Below are 25,242 nucleotides of genomic sequence, written 5' to 3' on the forward strand. Positions count from 1 at the left end.
TTAACCAAAAATAAACATAGAGGAGAGATTAATATGACGAAAACAGCTGTTATTCCAGAAGGTTTTTTATGGGGTGGTGCAGTGACAAGCTTCCAGACAGAAGGTGCATGGGACGAGGGCGGCAAAGGCCCTTCGATTGTTGATGCAAGACCTGTTAAGGAAGGGCAGTCTGATTGGAAGACAGCAGTTGACTTCTACCATCGCTATAAGGAAGATATTGCTCTCTTTAAGGAAATGGGCTTTAATGCATATCGTACAAGCATTTCCTGGTCAAGGATTTTCCCTGATGGCGAAGGGGAGCCGAATGAGGAGGGCTTGCAGTTTTATGATGATTTATTTGATGAAATGCTTGCTAACGGCATCCAGCCTGTCATCACTCTGTATCATTTTGATCTACCGCTTCAGCTTGCCAAAAAATACAACGGATTTGCATCACGGAAGGTTGTTGACTTGTTTGACAAATATGCACGCACAGTTTTTGCCCGTTATGGGGAAAAGGTCAAATATTGGCTTACATTTAATGAACAAAATCTCGTTTTAACAAATCTACAATATTGGGGTGTCTCTACTGACGAAGCGGACAATGAAGAGGCATTGCGATATCAAGTAACACATAATTCCTTTATCGCACATGCGAAAGCAGTCAAAGCACTGCATGAACTTGTGCCAGGTGGACAAATGGCAGGAATGGTCACATATATGACAACATATCCGAACAGCTGTCTTCCAGAAGACGTAATTGCTAACATGAAAGCAAAGGAACTGCTTGTTGATTTCTATCTTGATGTGTTTGCAAACGGTGAATATCCAAGCTATGTGACAAGCAATTTGCAACGCAAAGGAATCATGCCGCATTTCGAAGAAGGCGATGCAGAGCTTCTTAAAGAAAATACCGTCGATTATATTAGCATCAGCTATTATCAAAGCCAGACTGTCAGCAGTGAAAAGGTCAAAGAAGATGCAATTATTTCCGGCATTACACCTAATCCTAATCTAAAGGCTAATGAATGGGGCTGGGCAATCGATCCAATCGGGCTAAGAGTTAGTCTTAAGGATATGTATGCTAGATACCGACTGCCTATTTTTATCACAGAAAATGGAATTGGTGTAAGAGAAGAGCTGAACGAAAATAATACAGTAGAAGATGATTACCGCATCGACTACTTAAGAAATCATATTAACCAGGTTAAGCTTGCAATGGAAGAAGGCGTAGAAGTATTTGGTTACTTAACATGGGGATCAACAGATTTAATCAGCTCAGGCGGACAATTTGAAAAGCGCTATGGCTTTATCTATGTTAATAGAGGGGAGTCAGATTTAAGAGACCTAAAACGCTATAAAAAGAAAAGCTTTAACTGGTACAAACAAGTCATCGCAACAAACGGCGAAAATCTTGAAGAATCAAAAACCGTCACATTACCATAACAAAGTTGACGAATGGCTGGGAGAATAGTTGGACAGTAATAAGGAAGGATAAATTTTACTGTAATTCAGCTAGTACTATCTAAAAAGTGAAGCTATACTCCGAAGCGGCTCGCACCGGAGTGCAGCATTCTCCATTCTATACAATAAAAACTAATTCTAAATAAGTTTGTCTACAGTCTAAGATGGCCATTTACTGGCCATCTTTTTAAAAAAACACTGGGATAGCTAACATTTTCATACCAATAAATTTATAATATAACTATCTATTTTTTAAGGTGGTTCCATCATGAACAAGTACGAAGCAATCTCAGCAGAAATGAAAAAGAGAATTAAAGAGTCTCACTATGCATTCGATCAGCCAATTCCAGATGAAATAACACTCTCAAAGGAATTCTCCTGCAGCAGGATGACAATGAAAAGAGCACTTGACACATTGGTCTTGGAAGGCCTCCTATACCGGAAAAGAGGACACGGTACATTCATTGTTAAATCAGCCATACAGGACAGCAGAGTTAATGTATTGAGCAATGAAGTAACAGGCCTGTCCAGACTGATGGAAGGGCAGCAAGTATCAAGCAAGGTGATTAAGTTTGAAGTAGGCTTTCCGTCAGAAGATGTTGCGGAACATCTCGCTATCGACTCGAAAACACCAGTTTACTACTTAATCCGTTTAAGGCTTGTCAACGATGAGCCATACGTAATGGAAATAACCTATATGCCGACAACCATTATTACTGGTATTAATGATGAAGTATTGGACGGATCTATTTATGAGCATATCACGAAAAGACTGGGTCTCACAATTGCTGGCTCACATCGGAAAATAAGAGCATGTAAATCAAATGAACTGGACCAAGCCCATTTAGTCTGTTTGGCAGACGACCCGATTCTGGAAGTGGAGCATGTTGGATTTTTAAATAATGGCGTTCCATTTGAATATTCCTTTTCGAGACACCGCTATGATAAGTTTGAGGTAACAACAGTAAACATAAAACGCTAAATGAACATTTTTTTGCTACAAAGGCTCTGGATGCTTCCGAGCTTTTTTTGTTTTTTTGATATAACCTATTTACATTAACGCTGCGTAAACGTTTAAGATGAACATGTCAGGAGGGAAAAACAGTGGAATACACGATTCGAAAATTAAGCCAAACGGCTGGAGTTAGTACAAGAACATTAAGGTATTACGATGAAATCGGTCTGCTTAAGCCGGCAAGGGTCAATTCATCTGGCTATCGATTATATGGAAGCAAAGAGGTGGAATTGCTGCAGCAAATATTGTTTTATCGTGAACTGGACGTTAGTCTCGAGGAAATAAAAAAAATTATTTCCGCGCCCTCCTTTGATGTGAAAGGGGCATTAGAGGAGCATCGGGCAAAACTCCTGGCAAAACGAAACCGTTTAGACATGCTGATTGAGAATGTCGATAAAACGATAGAAAATACGGAAGGGAGAACAACGATGAGCGCTAAGGAAAGATTTGAAGGCTTTAAGAAAAACATGGTAGAGGAAAACGAAAGACAATACGGGGAAGAGCTACGCCAAAAGTATGGTAAGGAGACAATTGACAAGTCTAATCAGAAAATGCTGAAGATGACAGAAGCGGACTATAATGAAGCAGAAAGGCTTGGGCAGGATGTGCTAGAAAATTTGAAGGAAGCAATGAAAACAGGCGATCCAGGGAGTACCGCTGCTCAAAAAACAGCAGAACTCCATAAGCTTTGGCTCGAATACTATTGGAATTCTTACAGCAAGGAAGCACACGCAGGTCTCGCTAGAATGTACGTTGACGATGAGCGGTTTGCTGCCTATTACGATAAAGTGGAACAAGGTGCCGCTGTTTTCTTAAGAGACTATTCTTCGCTATACAGGCATGGAGTTATAGCGTTAAGTGATTAAATCCAAGAAAAAAAGACCAGAGTGATGATAAAGCCGTCCATCTGGTCTTTTTATGTTTCCTCTTTTGTTAAATAAGAAGCCAAGCTCAACCAATTTTCTTCAACAAGCTTAATAAGCTCCTGATGGTTCCCATTGCGGATGCTATCAATAATTTCATTATGCTGGCGGATGGAGGAGAGTCCATCAAGCTTATTGAATTTAAGCAGCTCCAATCTCCGTATTTTCGGCAGGAGACGCTCCAAGGACATCTCGATTTCCGGATTATTGGAGGCATGCAGTAGCACGGCGTGAAATTGATCGTCTTTTTTGATTGCTTCATACTTATTCTCGTCTAAAATTGCTTTTTCAAATGCTTGATTAATGCTGACAAGCTCATCACAGTGCGCTTCTGTTAAGAAGGGCATGGCCAGCCTTGCTGCAAGTGCATTTAATGATGCCACGACCGTAAAAGCATGCTTCGCCTGCTCAATGTCAATGAGACTCACCTTCGTTTCTGAACCAGGAGAAGATATGACTAATCCCTCATCCTCCAATCTTTTCAATGCTTCTCTTACTGGTGTCCTGCTTACCCCAAATTGTTCAGCAAGGAGCTTGTCACTGATCTTTTCACCAGGGGCAAGTTCAAGGTGGATAACGGCTTGCTTTAGCTGTTGATATACTTGATCTCTTAACGAAATTCGGCTGATTTGAGAAATGTTTTTCATAGCAATAATATATCATATTCTTTGAGTTAGAACATAATAGGACTGGGTACTTAGTGGAAATCAGTGCAAATCTGTTTACAAATATACCTCACGGGGGTATTATATAAATATATAGAGGATAGGGAGGGCTTTTATTGGAGTCAGAGACTAATAAGTCCATGCAAGAGGAAGCTTGCCATACACATATGCGTAAAAGTCATCATTCAGATACAGTCAAAAAGAATTTGACGACAAGGCTAAACAGGATTGAAGGACAAATCCGCGGAATTAAAGGATTAATTGATAAGGACACTTACTGTGATGATGTAATTACACAAATTGCTGCCACTCAATCAGCATTAAACAGTGTCGCAAAAATACTGCTTGAGGGACATCTTAAAACCTGTATAGTTGATCGTATTCAAGAAGGGGATACAGAAGCTGTGGACGAGGTATTAGTCACCATTCAAAAGTTAATGAAAAAATAGGAGGAAGCAATCATGGAAAAAACTACATTAAAAGTTGCTGGAATGTCATGTGGTCATTGTGTTAAAGCTGTTGAAGGAAGCGTTGGAGAATTAAAAGGCGTTTCTGCTGTTAAAGTGAATTTGGAGCAAGGACAAGTGGATGTTGAATTTAACGATAAAGAGGTTAGCTTGGCGACGATTAAGGAAACAATCGATGACCAAGGCTATGACGTACAATAAGGCATTTTTAACTGATCGTTTCTTTAGTATATAGATGTGCTTTTTAGAAGCACATTTTATTTTCCTTTAAAATATACCCCATATAGGTATAAGGAGTGAGTGGAATGAGTAAGGAAGCATTAACAGCAGAAAAATCGAAAACATTAAAGGAGCAGCAATATCAAATCACTGGGATGACATGTGCTGCTTGTGCTAATCGAATAGAAAAGGGCTTGGCAAGGCTTGCTGGTGTTGAAGAGGCAAATGTGAATTTAGCGCTAGAAAAAGCAATTGTCCGATTTAATGCAGAAACAATTACTGCAAATGATATTCAAAAGAAGGTTGAAAACCTCGGCTATGGCGTTGTTGAGGAAAAAGCAGTGCTTGCTATCAGTGGTATGACATGTGCTGCTTGTGCTACAAGAATTGAAAAAGGCTTAAATAAGCTGGAAGGAGTCCGTGAGGCAGCGGTAAACCTTGCCTTAGAAAAGGGGACTATCTCTTACAATCCCGCCGTAACAGGCACTGCTGACATGATAGCAAAAATTAAGAAGCTGGGATACAGTGCAAATCTGCAAACAGACGAAAATGAAAAGGAAGTTCTTGATTATCGAGAGCAAGAACGAAAAAAACAGCAGCTTAAATTCACGATTTCCCTGCTGCTGTCATTACCATTACTATGGGCAATGGCTGGTCACTTTCAATTTACCTCGTTTTTGTATGTACCAGAGGCGTTTATGAATCCATGGGTACAATTGTTGCTCGCGACACCTGTTCAATTTATTATTGGTTTTCAATTTTATGAAGGAGCTTATAAAGCATTAAAGAATTTTAGTGCTAATATGGATGTCCTTGTAGCATTAGGAACATCTGCTGCCTATTTTTACAGTGTGTATTTAACTTTAAATAGTTTAGGTGGGCACGGTCATATAGATGGACTATATTTTGAAACAAGCTCTGTATTGATAACGCTAATTCTTTTGGGAAAACTATTCGAAGCAAGAGCAAAAGGAAAATCGTCAGAGGCTATTAAAAAGCTGATGGGACTTCAGCCGAAAACAGCAATCGTTGAAAGAGAAAATAACGAGGCTGAAATTTCCCTTGAAGAAGTGGTAATCGGCGATATCATTCATGTTAAGCCAGGTGAACGGATTCCAGTAGACGGGGAAATAATATCTGGTCAAACAGCAGTAGATGAATCCATGCTGACAGGAGAGAGCATTCCAATAGACAAAAACCTTGGAGATGCGGTGTTTGGCGCTACGATAAATAAGCAAGGATTCATTAAAATACGAGCAGGAAAGGTCGGCAAGGATACAGCATTGGCGCAAATCATTAAGGCTGTGGAAACGGCTCAAGGCTCAAAAGCCCCAATACAGCGACTTGCGGATAGAATCTCAGGCATTTTCGTGCCGATCGTTGTTGGTATTGCTGTATTGACGTTTATAACATGGTATTTTTTCATCAGTCCTGGAGATTTTGCTGCAAGTCTTGAAAAGCTAATAGCGGTGTTGGTTATTGCGTGTCCGTGTGCACTAGGGCTTGCAACACCTACCTCTATAATGGCTGGATCTGGAAGAGCAGCAGAGTTCGGTATTTTATTTAAAGGTGGAGAGCATCTGGAAAACACCCACCGGATTGATACAATCCTTTTAGACAAAACAGGAACAATCACGAATGGTAAGCCTGTATTGACAGATGTTTTACCTGTAATCGACCGAAACACATTCCTAGCTTACGTTGCTTCTGCTGAGAAGCAGTCCGAACATCCACTTGCTGCAGCAATCGTGGAAGGCTCAACAGCTGAAAATATACAGCTTGAATCAGCAGAGCAATTTGAAGCAATTCCTGGCTACGGAATAAAAGCAATCGTCAGAGGCCAAACAGTTCTTGTCGGAACAAGAAGGTTGATGGAGCTCTATCAAATTGAAACAGGCTATCACCTGCAGGATATGGAGGATTTGGAGAAGCAGGGAAAAACAGCGATGCTTGTAAGTGTTGCTGACAAATATGCAGGGATTATTGCTGTTGCAGATACGATTAAAGATACATCTAAGCAAGCAATGAAACGGCTGCATGAGCTTGGACTCGAAACAGTAATGATTACTGGAGATAATTTGGCAACAGCCAAGGCTATTGCGGATCAAGCCGGTATAGACCGAGTAATTGCTGAAGTTCTTCCAGAACAAAAAGCAGAGGAAGTCAAAAAGCTTCAGCAGCAAGGCAAAAAAGTCGCAATGGTGGGAGACGGTATCAATGATGCTCCTGCACTTGCATTAGCTGACATTGGCATGGCAATAGGCACAGGCACAGATGTTGCAATGGAGGCAGCTGATGTTACTTTAATCAGAGGTGATTTAAATAGCATTGCAGACAGTATTCTTATGAGCAGGAAAACAATCCGTAATATAAAGCAAAATTTATTTTGGGCATTTGCCTACAATGTTCTTGGCATCCCGATTGCAGCAGCAGGACTGCTGGCACCTTGGCTTGCAGGTGCTGCAATGGCCTTCAGTTCTGTATCCGTTGTTCTTAATGCATTGCGTTTACAGAAGATGAAACTGTAGTGAATTTGCTTGTATTTGTTCATAATATGGCCTGCTTTATCTCATACTAACACTGCACGACAAATTATTAGTATGGGAGGAAAAAACATGGCGAAGGACAAAAAGACAGAAACTAACAACCAATGGGCTTCTGCTAATGCAGAGGTTACAGGCAAAAAACAAGAAAAAACAGCAACAGATAACCAATGGACGTCAGCTAACAAAAAATCAATAGAATAGCAAAAAAAAGAATGCAAAGGCTTTTTTAGCCATTGCATTCTTTTTTTGATTATTGCTGCTGTAATGCAGTTAATCTTTCGATATCATCTGGATCACCGAAAATACGGGAACCTGTATCAAGCTGATCAATTGCTTGCATATCTTCATCTGTCAAAGCAAAGTCGAACAGGTTTGCATTTTCTATGATGCGATGTTCATGAATAGACTTTGGAATAATAATTGTATCTCTTTGAAGATGCCATCTCAACATTACTTGAGCAGTAGTTTTACCGTATTTTTCACCGATAGTCTGCAATGTTGGATTTTCAAAAAGATTCTCTCTTCCTTGAGCCATTGGTGCCCAAGCTTCATGAGCAATACCATGCTGTTCCATATATTCACGTAATTCTTTTTGGTGGAATAAAGGATGTGTTTCAATCTGATTCAGCATTGGTGTGATTCTTGCCGTTTCCTTCAGCTTTTCTAAATGGTGGATTTGGAAGTTGCATACACCGATAGCCTTCACAAGACCTTCTTCATATAAATCCTCCATTGCCCGCCATGTTTCTGCATAGTTTGGAGCAGCCCAGTGAATCAAGTATAAATCAAGATAATCAAGCTGCATTTCCTTCAAGGAACGATGCAAGGCCTGTTTTGTCTCTTCGTAGCCAAAGTCGCTCACCCAAACTTTCGTTGTGATGAATAACTCCTCACGAGGTACATCAACAGCCTTAAGAGCATTGCCAACAAAGCTTTCGTTTTCATAGCGAGTTGCTGTGTCAATGGAACGATAACCGTTTTTTATGGCAGCCTTTACGGCATTTTCACACTCAGCCGGATCCTTAACAAGAAAGACACCTAAGCCTAAATAAGGAATTTCAACACCATTGCGAAGTTTCTTTGTACTACCTAATGTTAATGACAATCTTCTCAGCTCCTCTAAGGTTTTATATTTCTTCCAGAAAGGGATTAAAGCCCTTTCATATGTAGACATACTTAAAGAGTAAAGCTTGTACCATTTTTTTTCAATGAATATGTATTAAGTTGACCTTGAAATAATGTAAATGGCTTAGAAAAGGGACTATTACGCTTAACTATTGCTTAGACAGCTAAAAAGCCCTCAACAAAAAATGTTAAGGGCGAAAGCTTGAATTATTATTTAACTTCTTCAGGAACAGCTAAACCAAGTCCTTCTGCAATGCGAGTTCCGTATTCTGGATCTGCTTTGTAGAAATGGCCGATTTGGCGAAGCTTGATTTCTTCTAATGCAACTGGCTTCATTGCACCAACGATGTTTTCTACCAATCTAGCACGCTCTTCTTCAGACAATAAACGGTATAGGTCACCAGCTTGTGTGTAGTGATCATTGTGATCATATGCAACACTGTCAGCTACACCTGAAACTGCGAACGCAGAGGTTTTGTCTTCTGGAGATTCTTTTGGACCGCTGAAGCTGTTTGGCTCGTAATAAACAGAGCCTCCACCATTACCGTCAAAGCGCATTTGTCCATCACGTTGATAGTTGTTAACAGGGCTTTGTGGACGGTTGATTGGCAGTGCATTGTGGTTAACACCAACACGGTAACGATGTGCATCAGCATATGCAAACAGACGGCCTTGAAGCATTTTGTCTGGAGATGCTTCCACACCAGGTACGAATGTTCCAGGTGAGAATGTTGCTTGCTCCACTTCAGCAAAGTAGTTCTCAGGGTTGCGGTTAAGCACCATACGGCCAACCTCGATTAATGGATAGTCTTTTTGAGACCATACTTTTGTTACATCAAATGGATCGAAGCGGTATGTGTTAGCATCTTCGACAGGCATAATTTGAACATACAATGTCCATGCAGGGAAGTCACCAGCTTCAATTGCATTAAATAAGTCTTCTGTATGATAATCTGGATTTTCACCAGCTAATTTTGCTGCAGTATCAACAGCCAGGTTTTTCACGCCTTGTTCTGTCTTAAAGTGATATTTCACCCAAACTGCTTCGCCTTCTTTATTTACCCATTTAAATGTGTGGCTTCCGAAACCATGCATATGGCGAAGTGTTGCAGGGATACCACGGTCAGACATTAAGATTGATACTTGGTGCAGAGATTCAGGAGAATGAGACCAGAAATCCCAAACCGCTGTTGGGTTTTTCAAATGTGTTTTTGGATCCCTTTTTTGTGTATGGATAAAGTCAGGGAACTTGATTGCATCGCGAATAAAGAATACAGGAGTATTATTACCAACGATATCGTAGTTACCTTCCTCTGTATAAAACTTAACAGCGAAACCGCGCGGGTCACGAACTGTATCAGCAGAACCTAGCTCACCTGCAACTGTTGAGAAACGAATGAACATTGGAGTTCTTTTGCCTACTTCATCAAGGAAGTTTGCTTTTGTATATTTAGACAAGTCATTTGTTACTTCGAAGTAGCCGTGTGCTCCAGCGCCTTTTGCATGAACAACACGCTCAGGGACACGTTCTCTGTTAAAATGAGCTAATTTTTCAAGTAAATGTACATCTTGAATTAGAGTAGGACCACGATCTCCAGCAGTCATAGAGTTTTGGTTGTCTCCTACTGGAGAGCCCCAACTAGTTGTTAATTTGTTGTTTGACATGCAATCACCTCATAATTTATTTGTTCTTTATCTTATGTACTTTATAATATCATCTATAATTAAAAAATCAATACTATTTTATAATTATTATAAATAACTTTTTTAAATGGTTAATAGAATAAAAGGCCATATCCTTTATAAAAGAGTAGAGGAAAGGCTTCCATGAGAGTATCACGAAATAATTTCTTGATAGTAAAGGAGAAAATTACATATTGAATGAGAAATAGGCTGTTTATTTAATACTCTTCCAACAACCATCCTATGCATGATAGTGGTAGAATATTCGCAAGATTAAACTAGGATTAGCCATATAATTATTTTATAATGAGTAGTAGAATTGGACGGAACATCTAAAACTGTCACGATTAATATAGGGGGCTTCACCTTGGAAAACAAACGAGTACCATTAAGGGAAAAGAGCATCGTGTTTATTGGCTTTATGGGCGTTGGTAAAACGAGTATTGGAAAGCTAGTTGCTAAAAGGCTATATCGCGATTTTCTAGATGTGGATCATGTAATTGAGGAAGAGTACGGCATGCCTGTTTCAAAGATTTTTGAGCAGGTTGGAGAAAAGGCTTTTCGACAGAAGGAAAAGGAAGTAGTAACAGAGCTGAGTGCAAGAAAGCTTCTTGTGCTGTCACTTGGCGGAGGCTCCTTTTTACAGGAGGAAATAAAAAATGCTTGCCTTGAAAATTGTATTGTCATTCATTTAGATCTCTCTTGGGAATCATGGAAGGATAGAATCAGCTTAATTATTGACAGCAGACCTGTTTTGAAGGGGAAATCGCTTGAGGATATGGAAGAGCTGTATAATAAAAGACAAGAAATTTATGCAGACCATCATTCAAAGGTTGATACAGATAGCAAAGATATGGAAGAGGTTGCAGATTATATTGTGGATTCCTTAAAATATGCATGGGATTTATACGAGCCAAGATAAGTAATAGAGGTCACAACAGAAAAATAGGGGTGCTTAAATGGTTCAGCCATTAATAATAAGAGATATCGCAATAGGAGAGGGAATTCCGAAAATATGTGCTTCCTTAATTGGAGAGACAGCAAGCCAGTTGAAGGAAGAAGCACATGTTTTGATTACGGAAAGCGTCGATGTGATCGAATGGCGTGTCGATTTTTTTGAAAAAGCTTATGATAAAAGTGAAGTGCTTCAAACATTGGCAAATATCAGAAGCTGGATTGGCAATATTCCTCTTGTCTTCACATTTAGAAGCAAGAAGGAAGGCGGAGAGAAAGAGCTTGAAAGGGAAGCGTATATCGCCCTTAATAAGGCAGCAGCAAAGTCAGGCTACGCTGATATTATTGATGTGGAGCTTTTTAATAGAGAAGCAGATGTGAAAGAGCTTGTTGAGTTTGCACATGCCCATAAGGCTGCTGTTATTGTGTCTAATCATGATTTTAATAAAACACCGGCAAAGGAAGAAATTATTTCTCGGCTCCGTAAAGCGCAGGAACTTGGCGGAGACCTTCCGAAAATCGCGCTCATGCCACAAAGTATGGCGGATGTGATTACATTGTTGGATGCAGTCCAAACGATGAAGGAGCAATATGCAGACAGACCAATTATTGCCATGTCAATGGGAGGACAAGGCTCTATTAGCCGCATTGCCGGTGAAGCCTTTGGCTCTGCGCTGACATTTGGTGCGGCAAAAAAAGCCTCTGCTCCTGGGCAAATACCCATTAAAAACTTGAAAACAGTATTAACGATATTACATGAAAGCTTATGAAAAACAAAAGGAGATCCAAGCAGGATTCTCCTTTTTACTATACAAAAAAAGGAGCAAAGCAGATGGAAAAAGACATGCAGCTGAACGAGGTAGAGCAGATGCTGACAGATTGCAGGCTGTTCTTTGAGACAAATCAAACTTTAGATTATCAATTTCGAGTGGTGCAGCTGAAAAAACTGCGTAAGGCAATTCAAGAGAATGAGGAAAACCTCATGGATGCATTGCAAACTGATTTAGGGAAGCATCCTTTTGAGTCATACGCAACGGAAATTGGATTTATCTTGCAAAGCATTACATATACGCTTAAAAATCTCTCTAAATGGATGAAGGTAAAAAAGGTACGGTCGCCTTTGGCGCTATATCCTGCTAAAAGCTTTATCCGCCATGAGCCTTACGGAACAGTTTTGATAATTGGACCCTTTAACTATCCGCTCCAGCTTTTGATTGAACCATTAATCGGTGCAATCGCCGCTGGAAACTGTGCTGTTATAAAGCCTTCTGAGCTTGTGCCGGCAACATCAAAAGCAGTAGCGTCAATGATTTCAGCTACATTTGAACCAGCATTTGTGCGCGCGGTAGAGGGAGGAGTTGAAACGAATAAGGCGCTTCTTCAAGGAAGGTTTGACAATATCTTTTTTACAGGAAGCCCTGCTGTAGGAAAGCTTGTTATGAAGGCAGCCGCAGAAAATCTAATCCCTGTTACCCTAGAATTAGGAGGGAAAAGTCCAGCATTTGTCGATGAATCAGCAGATATTCAACTTGCAGCCAGCAGAATTATCTGGGGAAAAACAGTCAATGCTGGCCAAACATGTGTGGCACCAGATTATGTTGTCGTACATGAAAGCATAAAAGAAAAGCTGATTGAAGAAATGAAAGCAGCAATAGGCCGTTTTTATGGAGAATCAGTCGAAAAAAGCGCGTATTTTGGAAAAATCGTAAATGATAGGCATTTTGCAAGACTTGTAAAGATTATCGAAGCAGAGGAAGGAAATATTCTGTATGGCGGGAAAAGCAAGAAAGAACTGCGCTTTTTGGAGCCTGCTTTAATTCAGGCAGATTGGGATGCACCTTCCATGGAGGATGAGATTTTCGGTCCAATTCTTCCGATTATTGGATATACCGACAAACAGGATGTAGTAAAAAGGGTGACTAAAATGACTAAGCCCTTAGCGATGTATATTTTTACAGCTTCAAAGGAAATGGAAGAATACTGGCTTAAATCTATTTCATCAGGCGGTGTTAGCATCAATGATACCCTTACTCATTTGGCTAATCCAGCGCTTCCATTTGGCGGCATTGGCACTTCTGGGATGGGCTCTTATCATGGAATTTACAGCTTTGCTGCTTTTTCTCATAAAAGGAGTGTACTGAAAAGGGGGAAAGGGTTAAAAATTACAGAGCTTTTTCCTCCGTATACAGACAAGAAGCTTGCGCTTGTTCGTAGATTTCTGAAATGATTTATTTACTATGAAAGATAAGAAAAATGACTAGTAAAGGGGGATTTCATTTGGAAGACAATCTATTAGCAGATGCATCCACGTTCATTCAGTTATGCTATACAGATTGGGATAAAGCAGACCAAGTAGAATCTAGATTGGCCGAAATTAAGGAACAAATTGCAAGGTCTGGAACGTATGAGCATACATATGAGGAGCTGGCTTATGGAGCGATGCTAGCATGGAGAAACAGCAATCGCTGTATCGGCAGATTGTTTTGGAAAAATCTCCATGTCATCGACAAAAGGACTGTTGCAACAGAAGAGGAAATAGGGAAATCCTTATTAGAGCATATTGAATATGCGACAAACGGCGGTAAGATAAGACCGACAATAACAGTTTTTCCGCAAGAGAGTGACGAAAAATCTGTCCAAATTCTAAACCATCAATTGCTTCGCTATGCTGGCTATAAAACAGACTTCGGTATCCTTGGAGATCCTGATTCTCTGTCGTTTACTGAATATTGTCAGACGTTAGGATGGAAGGGGAAAGGTACGAACTTTGATATCCTGCCGCTTGTTTTGCAATTTAATCAAAATGATCCAGTGCTTATAAATATACCGGAGGAATTGATTATGGAGGTGCCGATTCGTCATCCTGACTATGAATGGTTTAAGGATTTGGAGCTGAAATGGTATGCTGTTCCAATCATCTCGAGTATGAGGCTAGAAATTGGCGGGGTCTCCTATACAGCAGCTCAGTTTAACGGTTGGTATATGGGAACTGAAATCGGGGCAAGAAATCTTGCGGACGAGAATCGTTATAACATGCTTCCTGCAATTGGAGAAGCCTTGGGGCTCCAAACAAACAAATCATCTTCGTTATGGAAGGACAAAGCGCTTGTTGAACTCAATATTGCTGTATTGGAATCCTTCCGAAATGCTGGTGTAACAATCGTTGATCACCATACGGCAGCACAACAGTTCAAAATTTTTGAAGGGAAGGAGCAGGAAGCAGGCAGGGAAGTAACAGGGAATTGGGCATGGCTAATTCCACCGTTGTCTCCTGCAGCAACCCATATCTTTCATCAGCGATATAACAATGATATTAAGAAGCCGAATTTTTTTAACCGTAAAAGCAATTAATGTATTTTGTCAGTCTTCTCCTTTAAATTCAGTCACACCGAATGTCTGGTTATAATCATAGCCATTAAAATAAATGTCTAAATCGTGGAAATAACGGTGGAGGCTGCGCATTGCATCCCGATTATCAGCTGCTGCCACAAGCTTGGCAGCTTCCTTAATATGTTCCAAATCAGAAGTAATGTTACTGTCATCAATTACAATATTCTCTGCTTGGGACAAAATGCTTTCAGCAGCTTCCTGCTGTTCTGCATAATCAGTTGTTTCTAGTCTGCCCCACCCTAATGTATCATTATAGAAGTCATGCCATTTCGAGATAAAATCATGCCCGCTTGAACCATCTGCTAAAGTGACAACGCTTTTGTCAACTGGTTCATTCACAGCCTCTGTACTCATTTCCTCAGAATCAGAAACAGATTTTGTAGCTGCAGCACTGACTGCAGACTTGTCATTGTCTGTTTTTAAAGATTTATCCTTTTCCAAGAATATAAGGGTAGCGAAAACAACAGAGGCAGTAAGCCCTCCGACCCCGACGATTATTCCAATAAGCCAGTATATCATTTTCTTCCATTGCAATATTCTCAACCCCTCTAAAGTGGTGTCATTTATGTCTAAGTTTACCATTCGCTAATAGGTTGGAAATTCCTTCATAAAAAGGAAAAAATCCTTATGGTTGCGTTAATTGTCATTTCCATTACTAAGCAGGTAATTGCTGTATAGAAAAGGTTTGGCTTGGAAATAGTAAAGAAAAAGGAGAGCTAAGAAAAGGAGTGTTAGCTTGTCTGTTGAAGAAGGGAATATGCCAATCTTTATCAAAAATCAGCTGAAGGCAGATTTGCAATTACTTATGGCAAATCTCCATGGCTTATATGAGTCTATCGCTGAAAAAGATTGCTGTGTTTTAAATGATTTTGAGAAAATGAACAAGCAGTTCAAAGGCATTCATAGCTTTGCAGCATCTTATTACTTACAATCCTACCTTGAGCCATTTACAGACTATATGGAAATGCTCACGGTTTCTGCCCAGCATTTTTCGGAAAAGCGGCACGGTGCTCTGATTGCCATTAAAAGACAGGATAGCCTTGAGACATTAGTTCACTCTGGTGTTCCGCTGCATGCCCAATTGTCATCTAACCTGCTTGAAGCAATTTTTTATCCAGGAAATCCGCTCCATGATGGGGGAGTTCTTATTGATAAAGATATGGTTGTTTCCGCTGCTAATATTTTTCCAACCTCTAAGTTTTATAATGGCAAGGAAAAGCTTGGCACAAGACACAGAGCGGCTATCGGCATAACGGAACAATCAGATGCTTTAGTCATCGTTGTTTCAGAGGAAACAGGGAGAATATCCTTTTCCATTGATGGACAGCTTTTTCCAGTTCAAACAAGTGCCCTTATGTAACCTACTAATACAGTGTATATGGAAAGCTTGAATAACAGAATTCAAGCTTTTTTGTTGTTATAGATCTGTTTTCATCAGTAAAAGCAGAACTATAAAGAATAAAACTAGTGTAATGGAAAATAAGATGAGATTGCTCCTTTTCGTTAACTTAATAGGAGTTCTTCCTTCAAGCGGAACAGTACGCTTACCAATGTAGGTGAATGTTCGTGCATAAATCCAATACAGACTGTAAGAATCCCAATAGTCCCAGCCGTTTCGAAAGCGGATAAACCCAAGATGCTCTAAAATAATTTCCAAACTGAAGGTCCATGAAATAAACACAAAATAGAAACGAAAAGTATCCTTAGTCGGTTCGAAACGAATTAAGAAAGCAATAAAAAGACCAAAATTAATAACCACTGCTGGCAGAATAAACAACACTGGAAGTGCATAACGATAAAACCCATTGTAATAAAAGAACAGACAGAGCAGGATGGAAAGGGCAAAATGAATAAGCAAGATTGTTTGGTAAAATCGGAACCTTCTTCGCAGTACGACAATGTTTCCTGCCAAGCCTAATAAAATAGCCGCAATTAGTATATACCAATTAATATTCACGCTTCACTCTCCTTCATAAACATGAAGATCCCCTATAGTTTTTGCAAAAGAAGGAGAAATATGTCTATAAAGTGTTCCTGCCAAGCAGATTGTTATTCAAGAAGAGAAAAAACGAATATAATTTAATTGTATGAAAGCGTTTTAAAAATAAAGGGGGAGCAAGTCAAAATGGCATTAATTAAATGTGATTTTTTTTCTGAAAGCTTGCAATTGAGTACTTCTATGACAGTAATTCTGCCACAGCAAACAAACTCGCAAATTGGGATGAAGAACAATGTTAGTGGAGAAAAGCATCAAACACTTTATCTGCTGCATGGACTAAGTGATGATCATACAATTTGGACAAGGAGAACATCCATTGAAAGATATGCTGCTCCCTTAGGTTTAGCGGTTGTTATGCCCCAGGTTGACAGGAGCTTCTATACAAATATGGCATATGGCAACAAATATTGGACCTTCCTGACAGAGGAATTGCCTAATGTCGCAAGATCCTTTTTCCCATTATCGTCAAAAAGGGAGGATAACTTTGTTGCAGGGCTTTCAATGGGGGGATATGGAGCATTTAAATGGGCTTTGAATAAGCCAGATGATTTTATTGCGGCAGCGAGTCTGTCTGGAGCAATGGATGTGGAAACACTTAAGGATAGATCAGAAGGAGATCTCTTCAAACTCATATTTGGGAATGAGAGTATTTTAGGGACAGAGCATGACTTATTTTCTCTTATAAATAAAGTGGAAAATCGTCAGGTGAAGCCTTCTCTTTACCAATGCTGTGGAACAGAGGATTTCCTTTTTGAGGATAATAAGCGATTTAAACAGGCTTGTGAACAGACTGCCATTGATTATACGTATGAGTTTAGCCAAGGCGTACATGAATGGGGTTACTGGGACAGGAAAATTCAAGATATACTTGAATGGCTTCCAATAAAAAGGTAATAGTAGGTGCTGGAGGAAGTGTCACCAGCACTTACTAGGATGATAATTCTGTTTGGATGGCTGCAACTATGCTGCTGAGGTCAAGTGGAACAGTTTCTTTAAAGCGTTCAGAAACAGAAGCAGTTTTTGTGAGTACGTCAATGCTTTCAAGAGGGTGTTTTCCCACTGCGCTTTCCGCTGACAGCATAACAGCATTTGTACCGTCTTGAACCGCTTGAAAAACATCGGTTACTTCTGCTCTTGTAGGTACGGCATTTTCTGTCATTGATTGGAGCATTTGGGTAGCAGTCACTACAAATTTTTCTCTGTTTGCACATTCAGCAAGCATCGCTTTTTGCAGCATAGGAATCCAGTAATAAGGCAGTTCTACCCCTAAGTCGCCCCTTGCAAGCATAATCGCATCCGCCTCTTCACAAATATCAGTAAATGCTGTGACTGCCTCCAAAGTTTCAATCTTCGCCATCAGCTTTGGCGGTGTATCGGTGAAATGGCTGATATATTCTTTAATATGCTGTAAATGGACAGCCTGCCGAATAAAGGAGCATGCAATAATATCAACATGATGCTTCACAAGAAATTCAATATCACTTTTATCCTTTTCTGTTATGGCAGGTAAGGATAATGAGGTACCAGGCACATTAACGCCTTTTCTAGAAGCAATCATTCCGCCTGCTTTTACAATGGTTTTTGCAGTTCTTTCGTCTGTCTCGACAACACTCAGTTCTACCTCACCATCATTAATAAGCACCCTGCTGCCAACCTTTATATCATTGATAAGTCCTTTATAGTCAACACTTGCATGAGATTCGTCTCCAACAATCTCTTCTATAGTTAGCGAGAAACTGTTTCCCTCTTTTAATACAGCTTTGTTTGCTTTTATTTTTCCTAAGCGGATCTTTGGTCCTTGCAGATCTCCTAATATGCGGACATTGCTTCCTGTAGTCATGCATATTTCTCGAACCATTTCTATAACAGCGAGATGGTCTGCTTGGGTACCGTGCGACATATTCAAGCGGACAATCGTCATTCCCTTTTCAATAAGCCCTTGGAGAATTTCTTGATTATTACTTGCAGGCCCGATAGTACATACTTTATCTATCATGAAGCTGTCTCCTTTATAAAGTTATTACAGATAGTATAACCTGCTGGAAAATTCTAATCCCTTTGTCCAAAAAGTTTATTTCCCAGGTAGTTTGCTTGCTAAATTGGTAAGTGTGAAAAGTGTTTTTTTACAACAGTGTAAGAAAATCAAAAAAATGGGCGAAACTGCATGATATAATGATACTTACTATTGCTTTTAAAAGGAGGAGAAGGCTTGGCTAATAAAACGCACGGTTTATTGAATGGCTGGACGCTTCTAGCAGATAAATCCTATAAGCTGTTCGCAAATCAAAATTCCTATGTCCTGCTGGATGAAGAAAATGATGTAGCGATGCAATTTACTGTTACAGACCAAGAGTTTGAAGTGCACTCATCTAATTGGAACTTACATTTTAAGATGATTCCAGCATTTAAGACAGTCAAAATTTTGAATATACCCACTGAAGATTAACTTACAGCTGTATAGAAGTGTTAAGCTAGCCGGAAATAAAATTAGGCTAGTTTTTTTATTGTTTGAATAAATGGAAGGTATCATTATATTAATAAAAAAACCTCCTTTTTTATTATGTATTTATTAATAGCTTGACAAACAAATAATGACAAAAAATGCAAAAACTATTTTCGTGATGTATAGGTGTTTTTTAGGTTATACCATGCTAGATTACTAGGAATAATTAATCATTTTAATCAAAATTATACAAATTATCTAATATTTTTACAGAATTCTAGTGAGAATTTTACAATACTACGATATCTTTAATTGGTAAGACAATTTTCGACCAAGGAGGATATAAATGAAGGGGAAACGTAGTCTTAGAATTTTGTCAATATTGCTAATTTTCACTTTGATTCTACCCAGCTTCTTAGGAAATTTTACCCCAAGTGTTTTTGCTGCTAGCCAAACGGCTGATGACTTATTTATTTCTGAATACATAGAAGGCAGCTCAAACAATAAAGCGCTCGAAATCTTCAATGGAACAGGCAGTGATGTAGATCTTGCCAACTACAGTCTGGTACTTTACGCAAATGGCAAGACAGACCCTAATACAACATTAAAACTTGAAGGAAAGCTTGCAGATGGAGATGTGTATGTTATTGCACATAGCTCTGCCAGCGCCGCAGTAAAGGAAAAGGCTGATATTTTGCATGGTGTTGTCAACTTTAATGGCGACGATGTAGTGGAGCTGAAGAAAAATGATGCAGTTATCGACGTGTTCGGCACTGTCGGTGTGCAGGAGAAATGGGGAAATGGTGCTGCTGAAAACCATACTCTAATCCGTAAAAGCTCTATTACGAAAGGGAGCGTTGGAAGTCAATTTGATCCAGCAGTAGAATGGGATATCTTTGATATTGACTATTTTGCTGACCTTGGCAAGCACACTTTTGGAGATGCTGATAATGAAAGTGAAGCTCCAGGTGAAGATGAAGAGGAAACTCCTGTTCCTGCTGATGTTATGTCCATTTCAGATGCACGCACAAAAACAGGACATGCTGTAACAGTGGAAGGTATTGTAACTGCTGATAATGACAGCATCGGCGGTGGCAAGCTGTCAACTTACATCCAGGATGAGTCTGCAGGCATTAATTTGTTTGCAAGCAATGCTGGCACTTTCCCTGCTTTAAAAGAGGGACAAAAAGTTAAAGTAACAGGAAAAGTAACAGAATATAATAAATTGCTAGAAATAGTACCTAATGCTGATGGAATTGAAATCGTTTCAGAAGGAAACGCTGTACCAGCGCCAATTGAATTCTCATTGGAAAATATGAATGATGCTAGCCTTGCTGAGCAAAAGGAAGGCCAGTTAGTTAAGTTTAAAGGATACGTACAATCCATTCCTTCGACTCCAGCTGGAGGAGGCTATAATGTTTCCGTTATTGATGAGAACTTTAATGGAACAACATTAAGGGTGATGGAAGGAACACAAGCTATATCTGCTATCGAAGCAGGAAAATGGTATGAGTTTACAGGTGTATTAAGCCAGTATAATACCTATCAGGTATTGCCAAGAAAGGCATCTGATGTGCAATTGCTTGCTAGTCAGCCTGAAGCTCCAACCTCTGCAGGAGAATATGAATCTACTGTTAGCAGTGTAGTAGATGGAGATACTATTCACCTTTCAACACCAGTACTTGGTGCAACAAAAGTGCGTTACGTTAATATTGATACACCAGAAACTTACCACACTCCAAAAAATGAAGCTGATGAAAGCCAATTGGAGCATGGTCAAGCAGCGAAAACTTATTTGAATACACTGCTGCAGCCAGGAGATAAAGTAATCGTTAAAGTCGGAGACGAGGCAACAGATGATTATGGAAGACTGCTTGCTCAAATTATCCGCAAAAGCGACAACTTAAATACAAACCTAGAAATGGTGAAACAAGGATATGCGACTACTTATTTCATTTGGCCGGTAGGCGATGAAGCTGAGTATAATCAATATCAATCTGCTGCTAAAGAAGCAATTGATAATGAAAAGGGCATTTGGAACCCGGAAAATACGTTAGCAGAATTGCCTTTTGAATTTAGAGCAAGAGAGCAAGGTAAAGGATTGTTAAGATATGTCGGAAATTCTGACAGTAAGGAATATGTGGAGCCTGCTAAATTTGCAGAAGTTCCTGTCGAAAACCGAATCTTCTTTGCAAGTGCAGAAGAAGCAGAAAAAAATGGCTATAAAGCTAAAAACCCAAGTAATAATGAAAATATTAAACTACAGCTTTTAAGTGTTAATGATCTCCATGGCAAAATTAGCGAGGAATATGCAGATGGATCAAACAAAATTGGCAGAATAGATTATTTAGCTACGTATCTACGTGAGAGAGAAGCTGAAAACCCAAATACACTGCTTGTACATGCTGGTGATATGGTAGGTGGAAGTCCACCTGTGTCTGCATTGCTGCAAGATGAGCCAACAGTTGAAATTATGGAATCAATAGGGTTTGACGTTGGGACTGTCGGTAACCATGAGTTTGACGAAGGTGTAGACGAAATGCTTCGCCTCATTAATGGTGGAGAGCATCCTAATGGAACTGAAAACTATGATGGTATTAATTTCCCAATGGTTGCGGCAAATGTGGAATACAAGGATACTGGCAAGCTAGTGCTAGACCCTTACACTATTAAAGAAGTAGAAGGTGTTAAAGTCGGCTTTATCGGTGTTGCAACTACAGCTACACCAAATATGATTATCAGTAAGGGTAATGAAAACCTTCGTTTCACAGATGAAACAGCAGCAATCAACAAATATGTACCTGAGCTTCAAAGCCAAGGCGTGGAAGCAATCATCGTCCTTGCACACGTACCTGGTAATCAATCAGGCGAAGGTGCAACAGGCGATATCGCTAATATCGCTAATAACGTAAACGATGCAGTCGATGTTATTTTTGCTGCACATAATCATGTGAAGATCGACGCAGTTGTCGACAATAAGCTGATTGTTCAAGCAGGTGAGTATGGCAAAGCATTCGCAGATGTTGAACTGGAAATCGATCCAGTGTCAGGCGATATTGTGAAAAAATCTGCTGATATCGTTGATGTAGTGCAGGAGGGTGTTACACCAGATGCAGAGGTTGCTGCAATTCTGAACAAGTATTCGGAGCAAGTTGGTCCGAAGCTTAATGAAGTGATTGGCAACGCTGCTACATCAATGGAAGGCGGCTATGCAACAAAAGGAGCTGTTGGCGATAGTGCGCTAGGAAACTTGATTGCAGATGGCATGCTAACGGCAATGGACAGTGATTTTGCATTGATGAATGGCGGCGGAATTCGTGATGATTTAAATGCAGGTGATATTACTTGGAACGAGCTGTTCAATATTCAGCCATTTGGCAATACATTAGTCAAGCTAGATATAAGCGGTGCTGACTTAAGAGAGATTTTGAACAGTCAATTCAGCAGCTATGGTCCTGATGTCAGTATTGGTGGCTTCTCCTATACATGGGACAGCAAACAAGGCTCATTCGGTAAAGTGGTTGATATCTTCTTGCCTAATGGAGATAAAATCGATCCAGCTGGTAGCTATACAATTACAGTAAATAACTATATGTACCCACATAGCAGTGATAAATACTTGCTTGCAAAGCTTGGTGAAAACCCTGTTCAAGGTGGAGAAGACTTGCAAGCAACTGTCGACTATGTGAAAAGCTTTAATGGACCGATTTCCTATAATACAGGAAGAATTTCAGAAGTGAATGCTACTGATGGTCCAAAAGGCAATATTACAGCACAGCTTTTAGGTGTAAATGACCTTCACGGTAAAATAGATGTGACAGGCACAGTAGATGGTGTTAATTATGGTTATGCATCTTACTTAGCAACATATTTAAAGCAGCATGAAGCAGAAAATGAAAACACATTACTTGTACATGCAGGTGATATGATTGGCGGAAGCTCACCAGTTTCTGCACTGCTGCAAGACGAACCGACAGTTGAGATAATGGAAGCATTAGGCTTTGATGTTGGTACTGTTGGAAACCATGAGTTTGACGAAGGTGTGGACGAGATGCTTCGCATGATAGGTGGCGGCGAGCATCCGAACGGCACTGCAGGCTATGACGGCATGAACTTCCCAACAGTTGCAGCAAATGTGGAATATAAGGATACAGGCAAACTAGTGCTTGATCCATATACAATTAAAGATGTGGGTGGCGTGAAAGTCGGTTTTATCGGTGTGGCAAATATTGATACACCAAGTCAAATTATTGCAAAAGGAAATGAAAATGTTCGTTTCACAGATGAATCAGAAGCGATTAATAAATATGTACCTGAGCTTCAAAAGCAAGGAATTGAAGCAATTGTAGTTGTTTCTCATGTTCCTGGTAACCAGGATGCAAACAGTGGAGAAATCACAGGAACTATCGCTGATATAGCGAACAAAGTGGATGATGCAGTTGATGTTATCTTTGCTGCCCATAATCATGTGAAGATAAACGGTTTAGTTGATAATAAGCTGATTGTTCAAGCATGGGAATATGGCAAAGCATTTTCTGATATTGATTTGGAAATCGATCCAGTTTCAAAGGATATCGTAAAAAAATCTGCGGAAATAGTAGATGTGAAACAAGACGGAGTTACACCAGACGCTGAAGTGCAAGCAATTCTTGATAAATATCAAGACATAGTTGGTCCTAAGCTGAAGGAGGTTGTTGGAGTAGCGGCAACAGATATCCTAGGAGGTTATGCTTCTAAAGGTGAAGTTGGTGACAATGCTCTTGGAAACTTAATTGCTGACGGCATGGTTGCAGCAATGGACAGTGATTTCGCATTAATGAACGGCGGTGGAATTCGCGATGACTTGCTACAAGGTGATATCACTTGGGAGGAATTGTTTAATATCCAGCCATTCGGTAATACGCTAGTGAAATTAGAGCTAACAGGTGCTGAATTAAAGGATGTGCTTAATACCCAATTCAGTTCATACGGACCAGATGTCAGTATTTCAGGCTTTAAGTACACATGGGATTCATCACTTGGTGAATTTGGAGAAGTAGTTGATTTAATGCTGCCTGACGGCTCAAAATTAGACTTGTCTAAAACATATACAGTTGTTGTAAATAACTATATGTACCCGCATACTACGGACAAATACCGTTTAAATGAATTCGGTGAAAATCCTGTTCAAGGACCAGATGACCTGCAAGCGACAGTTGATTTTGTTAAATCATTTACAAACCCGATTTCTTATACGGCAGAAAAGCGGATTTCTGAAATAACAGATGAAGATACAGAAGTACCAGGTGAAAATCCAGAAACACCAGGTGAAAATCCAGAAACACCAGGTGAAAATCCAGAAACACCAGGTGAAAATCCAGAAACACCAGGTGAAAATCCAGAAACACCAGGTGAAAATCCAGAAACACCAGGTGAAAATCCAGAAACACCAGGTGAAGATACAGAAACACCAGGTGAAGATACAGAAACACCGGGTGAAGACACAGAAACACCAGGAGAAGATACAGAAACGCCAGGTGAAGATACAGAAACACCAGGAGAAGATACAGAAACGCCAGGTGAAGATACGGAAACACCGGGTGAAGATACAGAAACACCAGGAGAAGATACAGAAACACCAGATAAAGATACAAATCCAACACCTGTGCTGCCAAATACAGCAACAATGGACTATAATTATCTTTTGATTGGGTGTATGATGCTAGTAGTAGGAAGTATTGTACTATTTGTAAAAAGAAGAAAGGCGTAAGCTGATAATGAAAAAATTGAAATGGTTTGCCCTCCTGCTCATAGCAGGAGGAGCGGTTTTTCTCGGATTGGGAGCTTGGAATATAGCTGAAACAAAGGTAAAAACAGAGCAATCATTATCAAAGGCAGAAGCTGTGGTTAAGGAGAAAAAGGACGATTGGGTGGACGAGGAGCAGGACAATCGGTTCGTACCTCCTACAGGGGAATCCGTCGGCATTTTGGAAATACCAAAAATCGAAGGCACTTTGCCAATTGTAGAAGGAACAGATCCTGATGATCTTGAGAAAGGTGTCGGCCACTTTAAGGGCAGCTATTATCCGAACGAAAATGGCCAAATTGTCTTATCAGGACATCGTGACACGGTGTTCAGAAGGGCTGGCGAATTAGAGCTCGGTGATGAGCTGAGAGTTGTGCTTCCATATGGCAGCTTCTCCTATGAAATTACCTCAACAAAAATTGTCGAGGCAGATGATCAGACTATTATCACCTTGGATAATACAAATGAGGAGCTCGTCTTGACCACTTGCTATCCTTTCAGCTATGTCGGCAATGCGCCGCAGCGCTACATTATTTATGCGAAAAAAGTGTGAAAAGAAAAACGCAAACTCATGTGAGTTTGCGT

The 25,242-nt window shown here is 39.9% G+C and carries 22 protein-coding genes; 16 read left to right on the forward strand and 6 right to left on the reverse strand.

Going from position 1 to position 25,242, the window contains the following annotated elements:
- Nucleotides 1–33: 33 nt before the first annotated feature.
- The 3 genes from NQZ71_RS05505 (at nt 34) to NQZ71_RS05515 (ending at nt 3,324) form a co-directional block, all read left to right on the forward strand.
- Nucleotides 34–1,425 carry a glycoside hydrolase family 1 protein gene (locus tag NQZ71_RS05505; RefSeq protein WP_317011468.1) on the forward strand — a complete coding sequence of 464 codons (1,392 nt, stop codon included), beginning with the start codon at nt 34–36 and terminating at the stop codon, nt 1,423–1,425.
- Between the two features lie 286 nt (nt 1,426–1,711).
- A complete protein-coding gene (locus tag NQZ71_RS05510) occupies nt 1,712–2,425 on the forward strand; it encodes a GntR family transcriptional regulator (protein WP_144453642.1) in 714 nt (237 codons plus the stop codon).
- A gap of 122 nt (nt 2,426–2,547) precedes the next feature.
- A complete protein-coding gene (locus NQZ71_RS05515; RefSeq protein WP_317011470.1) occupies nt 2,548–3,324 on the forward strand; it encodes a MerR family transcriptional regulator in 777 nt (258 codons plus the stop codon).
- Between the two features lie 50 nt (nt 3,325–3,374).
- Here NQZ71_RS05515 and NQZ71_RS05520 read toward each other — a convergent pair whose 3' ends face one another.
- Entirely contained in the window at nt 3,375–4,028 is a 654-nt protein-coding gene (locus tag NQZ71_RS05520) for a GntR family transcriptional regulator (RefSeq protein ID WP_144453638.1), read from the reverse strand.
- A 158-nt stretch (nt 4,029–4,186) separates the two neighbouring features.
- Here NQZ71_RS05520 and NQZ71_RS05525 point away from each other — a divergent pair, with 158 nt between their 5' ends.
- The 4 genes from NQZ71_RS05525 to NQZ71_RS05540 all read left to right on the forward strand — a co-directional run bounded on the left by NQZ71_RS05525 (nt 4,187) and on the right by NQZ71_RS05540 (nt 7,479).
- Nucleotides 4,187–4,495: a metal-sensitive transcriptional regulator gene (locus NQZ71_RS05525; protein ID WP_144454211.1), complete on the forward strand. Its 309-nt coding sequence runs from the start codon at nt 4,187–4,189 to the stop codon at nt 4,493–4,495.
- A gap of 12 nt (nt 4,496–4,507) precedes the next feature.
- Nucleotides 4,508–4,714: a copper chaperone CopZ gene (gene copZ, locus NQZ71_RS05530; RefSeq protein ID WP_127738079.1), complete on the forward strand. Its 207-nt coding sequence runs from the start codon at nt 4,508–4,510 to the stop codon at nt 4,712–4,714.
- Nucleotides 4,715–4,818: 104 nt separating this feature from the next.
- Nucleotides 4,819–7,260, forward strand: coding sequence for a heavy metal translocating P-type ATPase (locus tag NQZ71_RS05535; protein WP_317011471.1), 2,442 nt, complete (start codon nt 4,819–4,821; stop codon nt 7,258–7,260).
- Between the two features lie 87 nt (nt 7,261–7,347).
- The gene (locus NQZ71_RS05540) at nt 7,348–7,479 is read left to right on the forward strand and encodes a hypothetical protein (protein WP_263642186.1); all 132 of its coding nucleotides are present in this window, start codon (nt 7,348–7,350) and stop codon (nt 7,477–7,479) included.
- 49 nt (nt 7,480–7,528) lie between these two features.
- Here NQZ71_RS05540 and NQZ71_RS05545 read toward each other — a convergent pair whose 3' ends face one another.
- A complete protein-coding gene (locus tag NQZ71_RS05545) occupies nt 7,529–8,383 on the reverse strand; it encodes an aldo/keto reductase (protein ID WP_144453634.1) in 855 nt (284 codons plus the stop codon).
- A 230-nt stretch (nt 8,384–8,613) separates the two neighbouring features.
- Nucleotides 8,614–10,068, reverse strand: a complete 1,455-nt coding sequence (katA, locus tag NQZ71_RS05550) for a catalase KatA (RefSeq protein WP_144453633.1) — start codon at nt 10,066–10,068, stop codon at nt 8,614–8,616.
- A 439-nt stretch (nt 10,069–10,507) separates the two neighbouring features.
- On the opposite strand from katA, the gene NQZ71_RS05555 reads away from it, so the two are divergent.
- From NQZ71_RS05555 to NQZ71_RS05570, 4 genes are all read left to right on the forward strand, one after another.
- Nucleotides 10,508–11,008, forward strand: coding sequence for a shikimate kinase (locus NQZ71_RS05555; protein WP_144454210.1), 501 nt, complete (start codon nt 10,508–10,510; stop codon nt 11,006–11,008).
- A 37-nt stretch (nt 11,009–11,045) separates the two neighbouring features.
- A complete protein-coding gene (gene aroD / locus NQZ71_RS05560) occupies nt 11,046–11,810 on the forward strand; it encodes a type I 3-dehydroquinate dehydratase (protein WP_317011472.1) in 765 nt (254 codons plus the stop codon).
- 62 nt (nt 11,811–11,872) lie between these two features.
- On the forward strand, nt 11,873–13,267 hold the full coding sequence (locus NQZ71_RS05565; RefSeq protein WP_144453629.1) for an aldehyde dehydrogenase: 1,395 nt from the start codon (nt 11,873–11,875) through the stop codon (nt 13,265–13,267).
- Between the two features lie 50 nt (nt 13,268–13,317).
- Nucleotides 13,318–14,391, forward strand: a complete 1,074-nt coding sequence (locus tag NQZ71_RS05570; protein ID WP_317011473.1) for a nitric oxide synthase oxygenase — start codon at nt 13,318–13,320, stop codon at nt 14,389–14,391.
- 9 nt (nt 14,392–14,400) lie between these two features.
- Here the strand turns inward: NQZ71_RS05570 and NQZ71_RS05575 are convergent, their stop codons facing one another.
- The gene (locus NQZ71_RS05575; protein ID WP_275009226.1) at nt 14,401–14,964 is read right to left on the reverse strand and encodes a hypothetical protein; all 564 of its coding nucleotides are present in this window, start codon (nt 14,962–14,964) and stop codon (nt 14,401–14,403) included.
- 202 nt (nt 14,965–15,166) lie between these two features.
- On the opposite strand from NQZ71_RS05575, the gene cdaS reads away from it, so the two are divergent.
- Nucleotides 15,167–15,790, forward strand: coding sequence for a sporulation-specific diadenylate cyclase CdaS (gene cdaS, locus NQZ71_RS05580; RefSeq protein WP_275009227.1), 624 nt, complete (start codon nt 15,167–15,169; stop codon nt 15,788–15,790).
- Between the two features lie 57 nt (nt 15,791–15,847).
- On the opposite strand, the gene NQZ71_RS05585 is transcribed toward cdaS, so the two are convergent.
- On the reverse strand, nt 15,848–16,387 hold the full coding sequence (locus NQZ71_RS05585) for a hypothetical protein (protein ID WP_144453623.1): 540 nt from the start codon (nt 16,385–16,387) through the stop codon (nt 15,848–15,850).
- Nucleotides 16,388–16,555: 168 nt separating this feature from the next.
- Between NQZ71_RS05585 and NQZ71_RS05590 the strand changes: the two genes are divergently transcribed.
- Nucleotides 16,556–17,323, forward strand: a complete 768-nt coding sequence (locus NQZ71_RS05590) for an alpha/beta hydrolase (protein ID WP_317011474.1) — start codon at nt 16,556–16,558, stop codon at nt 17,321–17,323.
- A gap of 34 nt (nt 17,324–17,357) precedes the next feature.
- Here NQZ71_RS05590 and pyk read toward each other — a convergent pair whose 3' ends face one another.
- On the reverse strand, nt 17,358–18,425 hold the full coding sequence (pyk, locus tag NQZ71_RS05595; RefSeq protein WP_317011475.1) for a pyruvate kinase: 1,068 nt from the start codon (nt 18,423–18,425) through the stop codon (nt 17,358–17,360).
- A gap of 213 nt (nt 18,426–18,638) precedes the next feature.
- On the opposite strand from pyk, the gene NQZ71_RS05600 reads away from it, so the two are divergent.
- From NQZ71_RS05600 to NQZ71_RS05610, 3 genes are all read left to right on the forward strand, one after another.
- Nucleotides 18,639–18,875 (forward strand): hypothetical protein, encoded by a 237-nt coding sequence (locus NQZ71_RS05600; protein ID WP_127738067.1) that lies wholly within the window; start codon nt 18,639–18,641, stop codon nt 18,873–18,875.
- Nucleotides 18,876–19,218: 343 nt separating this feature from the next.
- The gene (locus NQZ71_RS05605; RefSeq protein WP_317011477.1) at nt 19,219–24,621 is read left to right on the forward strand and encodes a 5'-nucleotidase C-terminal domain-containing protein; all 5,403 of its coding nucleotides are present in this window, start codon (nt 19,219–19,221) and stop codon (nt 24,619–24,621) included.
- A 7-nt stretch (nt 24,622–24,628) separates the two neighbouring features.
- Nucleotides 24,629–25,210: a class D sortase gene (locus NQZ71_RS05610; RefSeq protein ID WP_144453616.1), complete on the forward strand. Its 582-nt coding sequence runs from the start codon at nt 24,629–24,631 to the stop codon at nt 25,208–25,210.
- Nucleotides 25,211–25,242 lie beyond the last annotated feature (32 nt).

The sequence above is a fragment of the Niallia taxi genome (genome assembly GCF_032818155.1).
In the GTDB taxonomy this organism is placed as follows: domain Bacteria; phylum Bacillota; class Bacilli; order Bacillales; family Cytobacillaceae; genus Niallia; species Niallia taxi_A.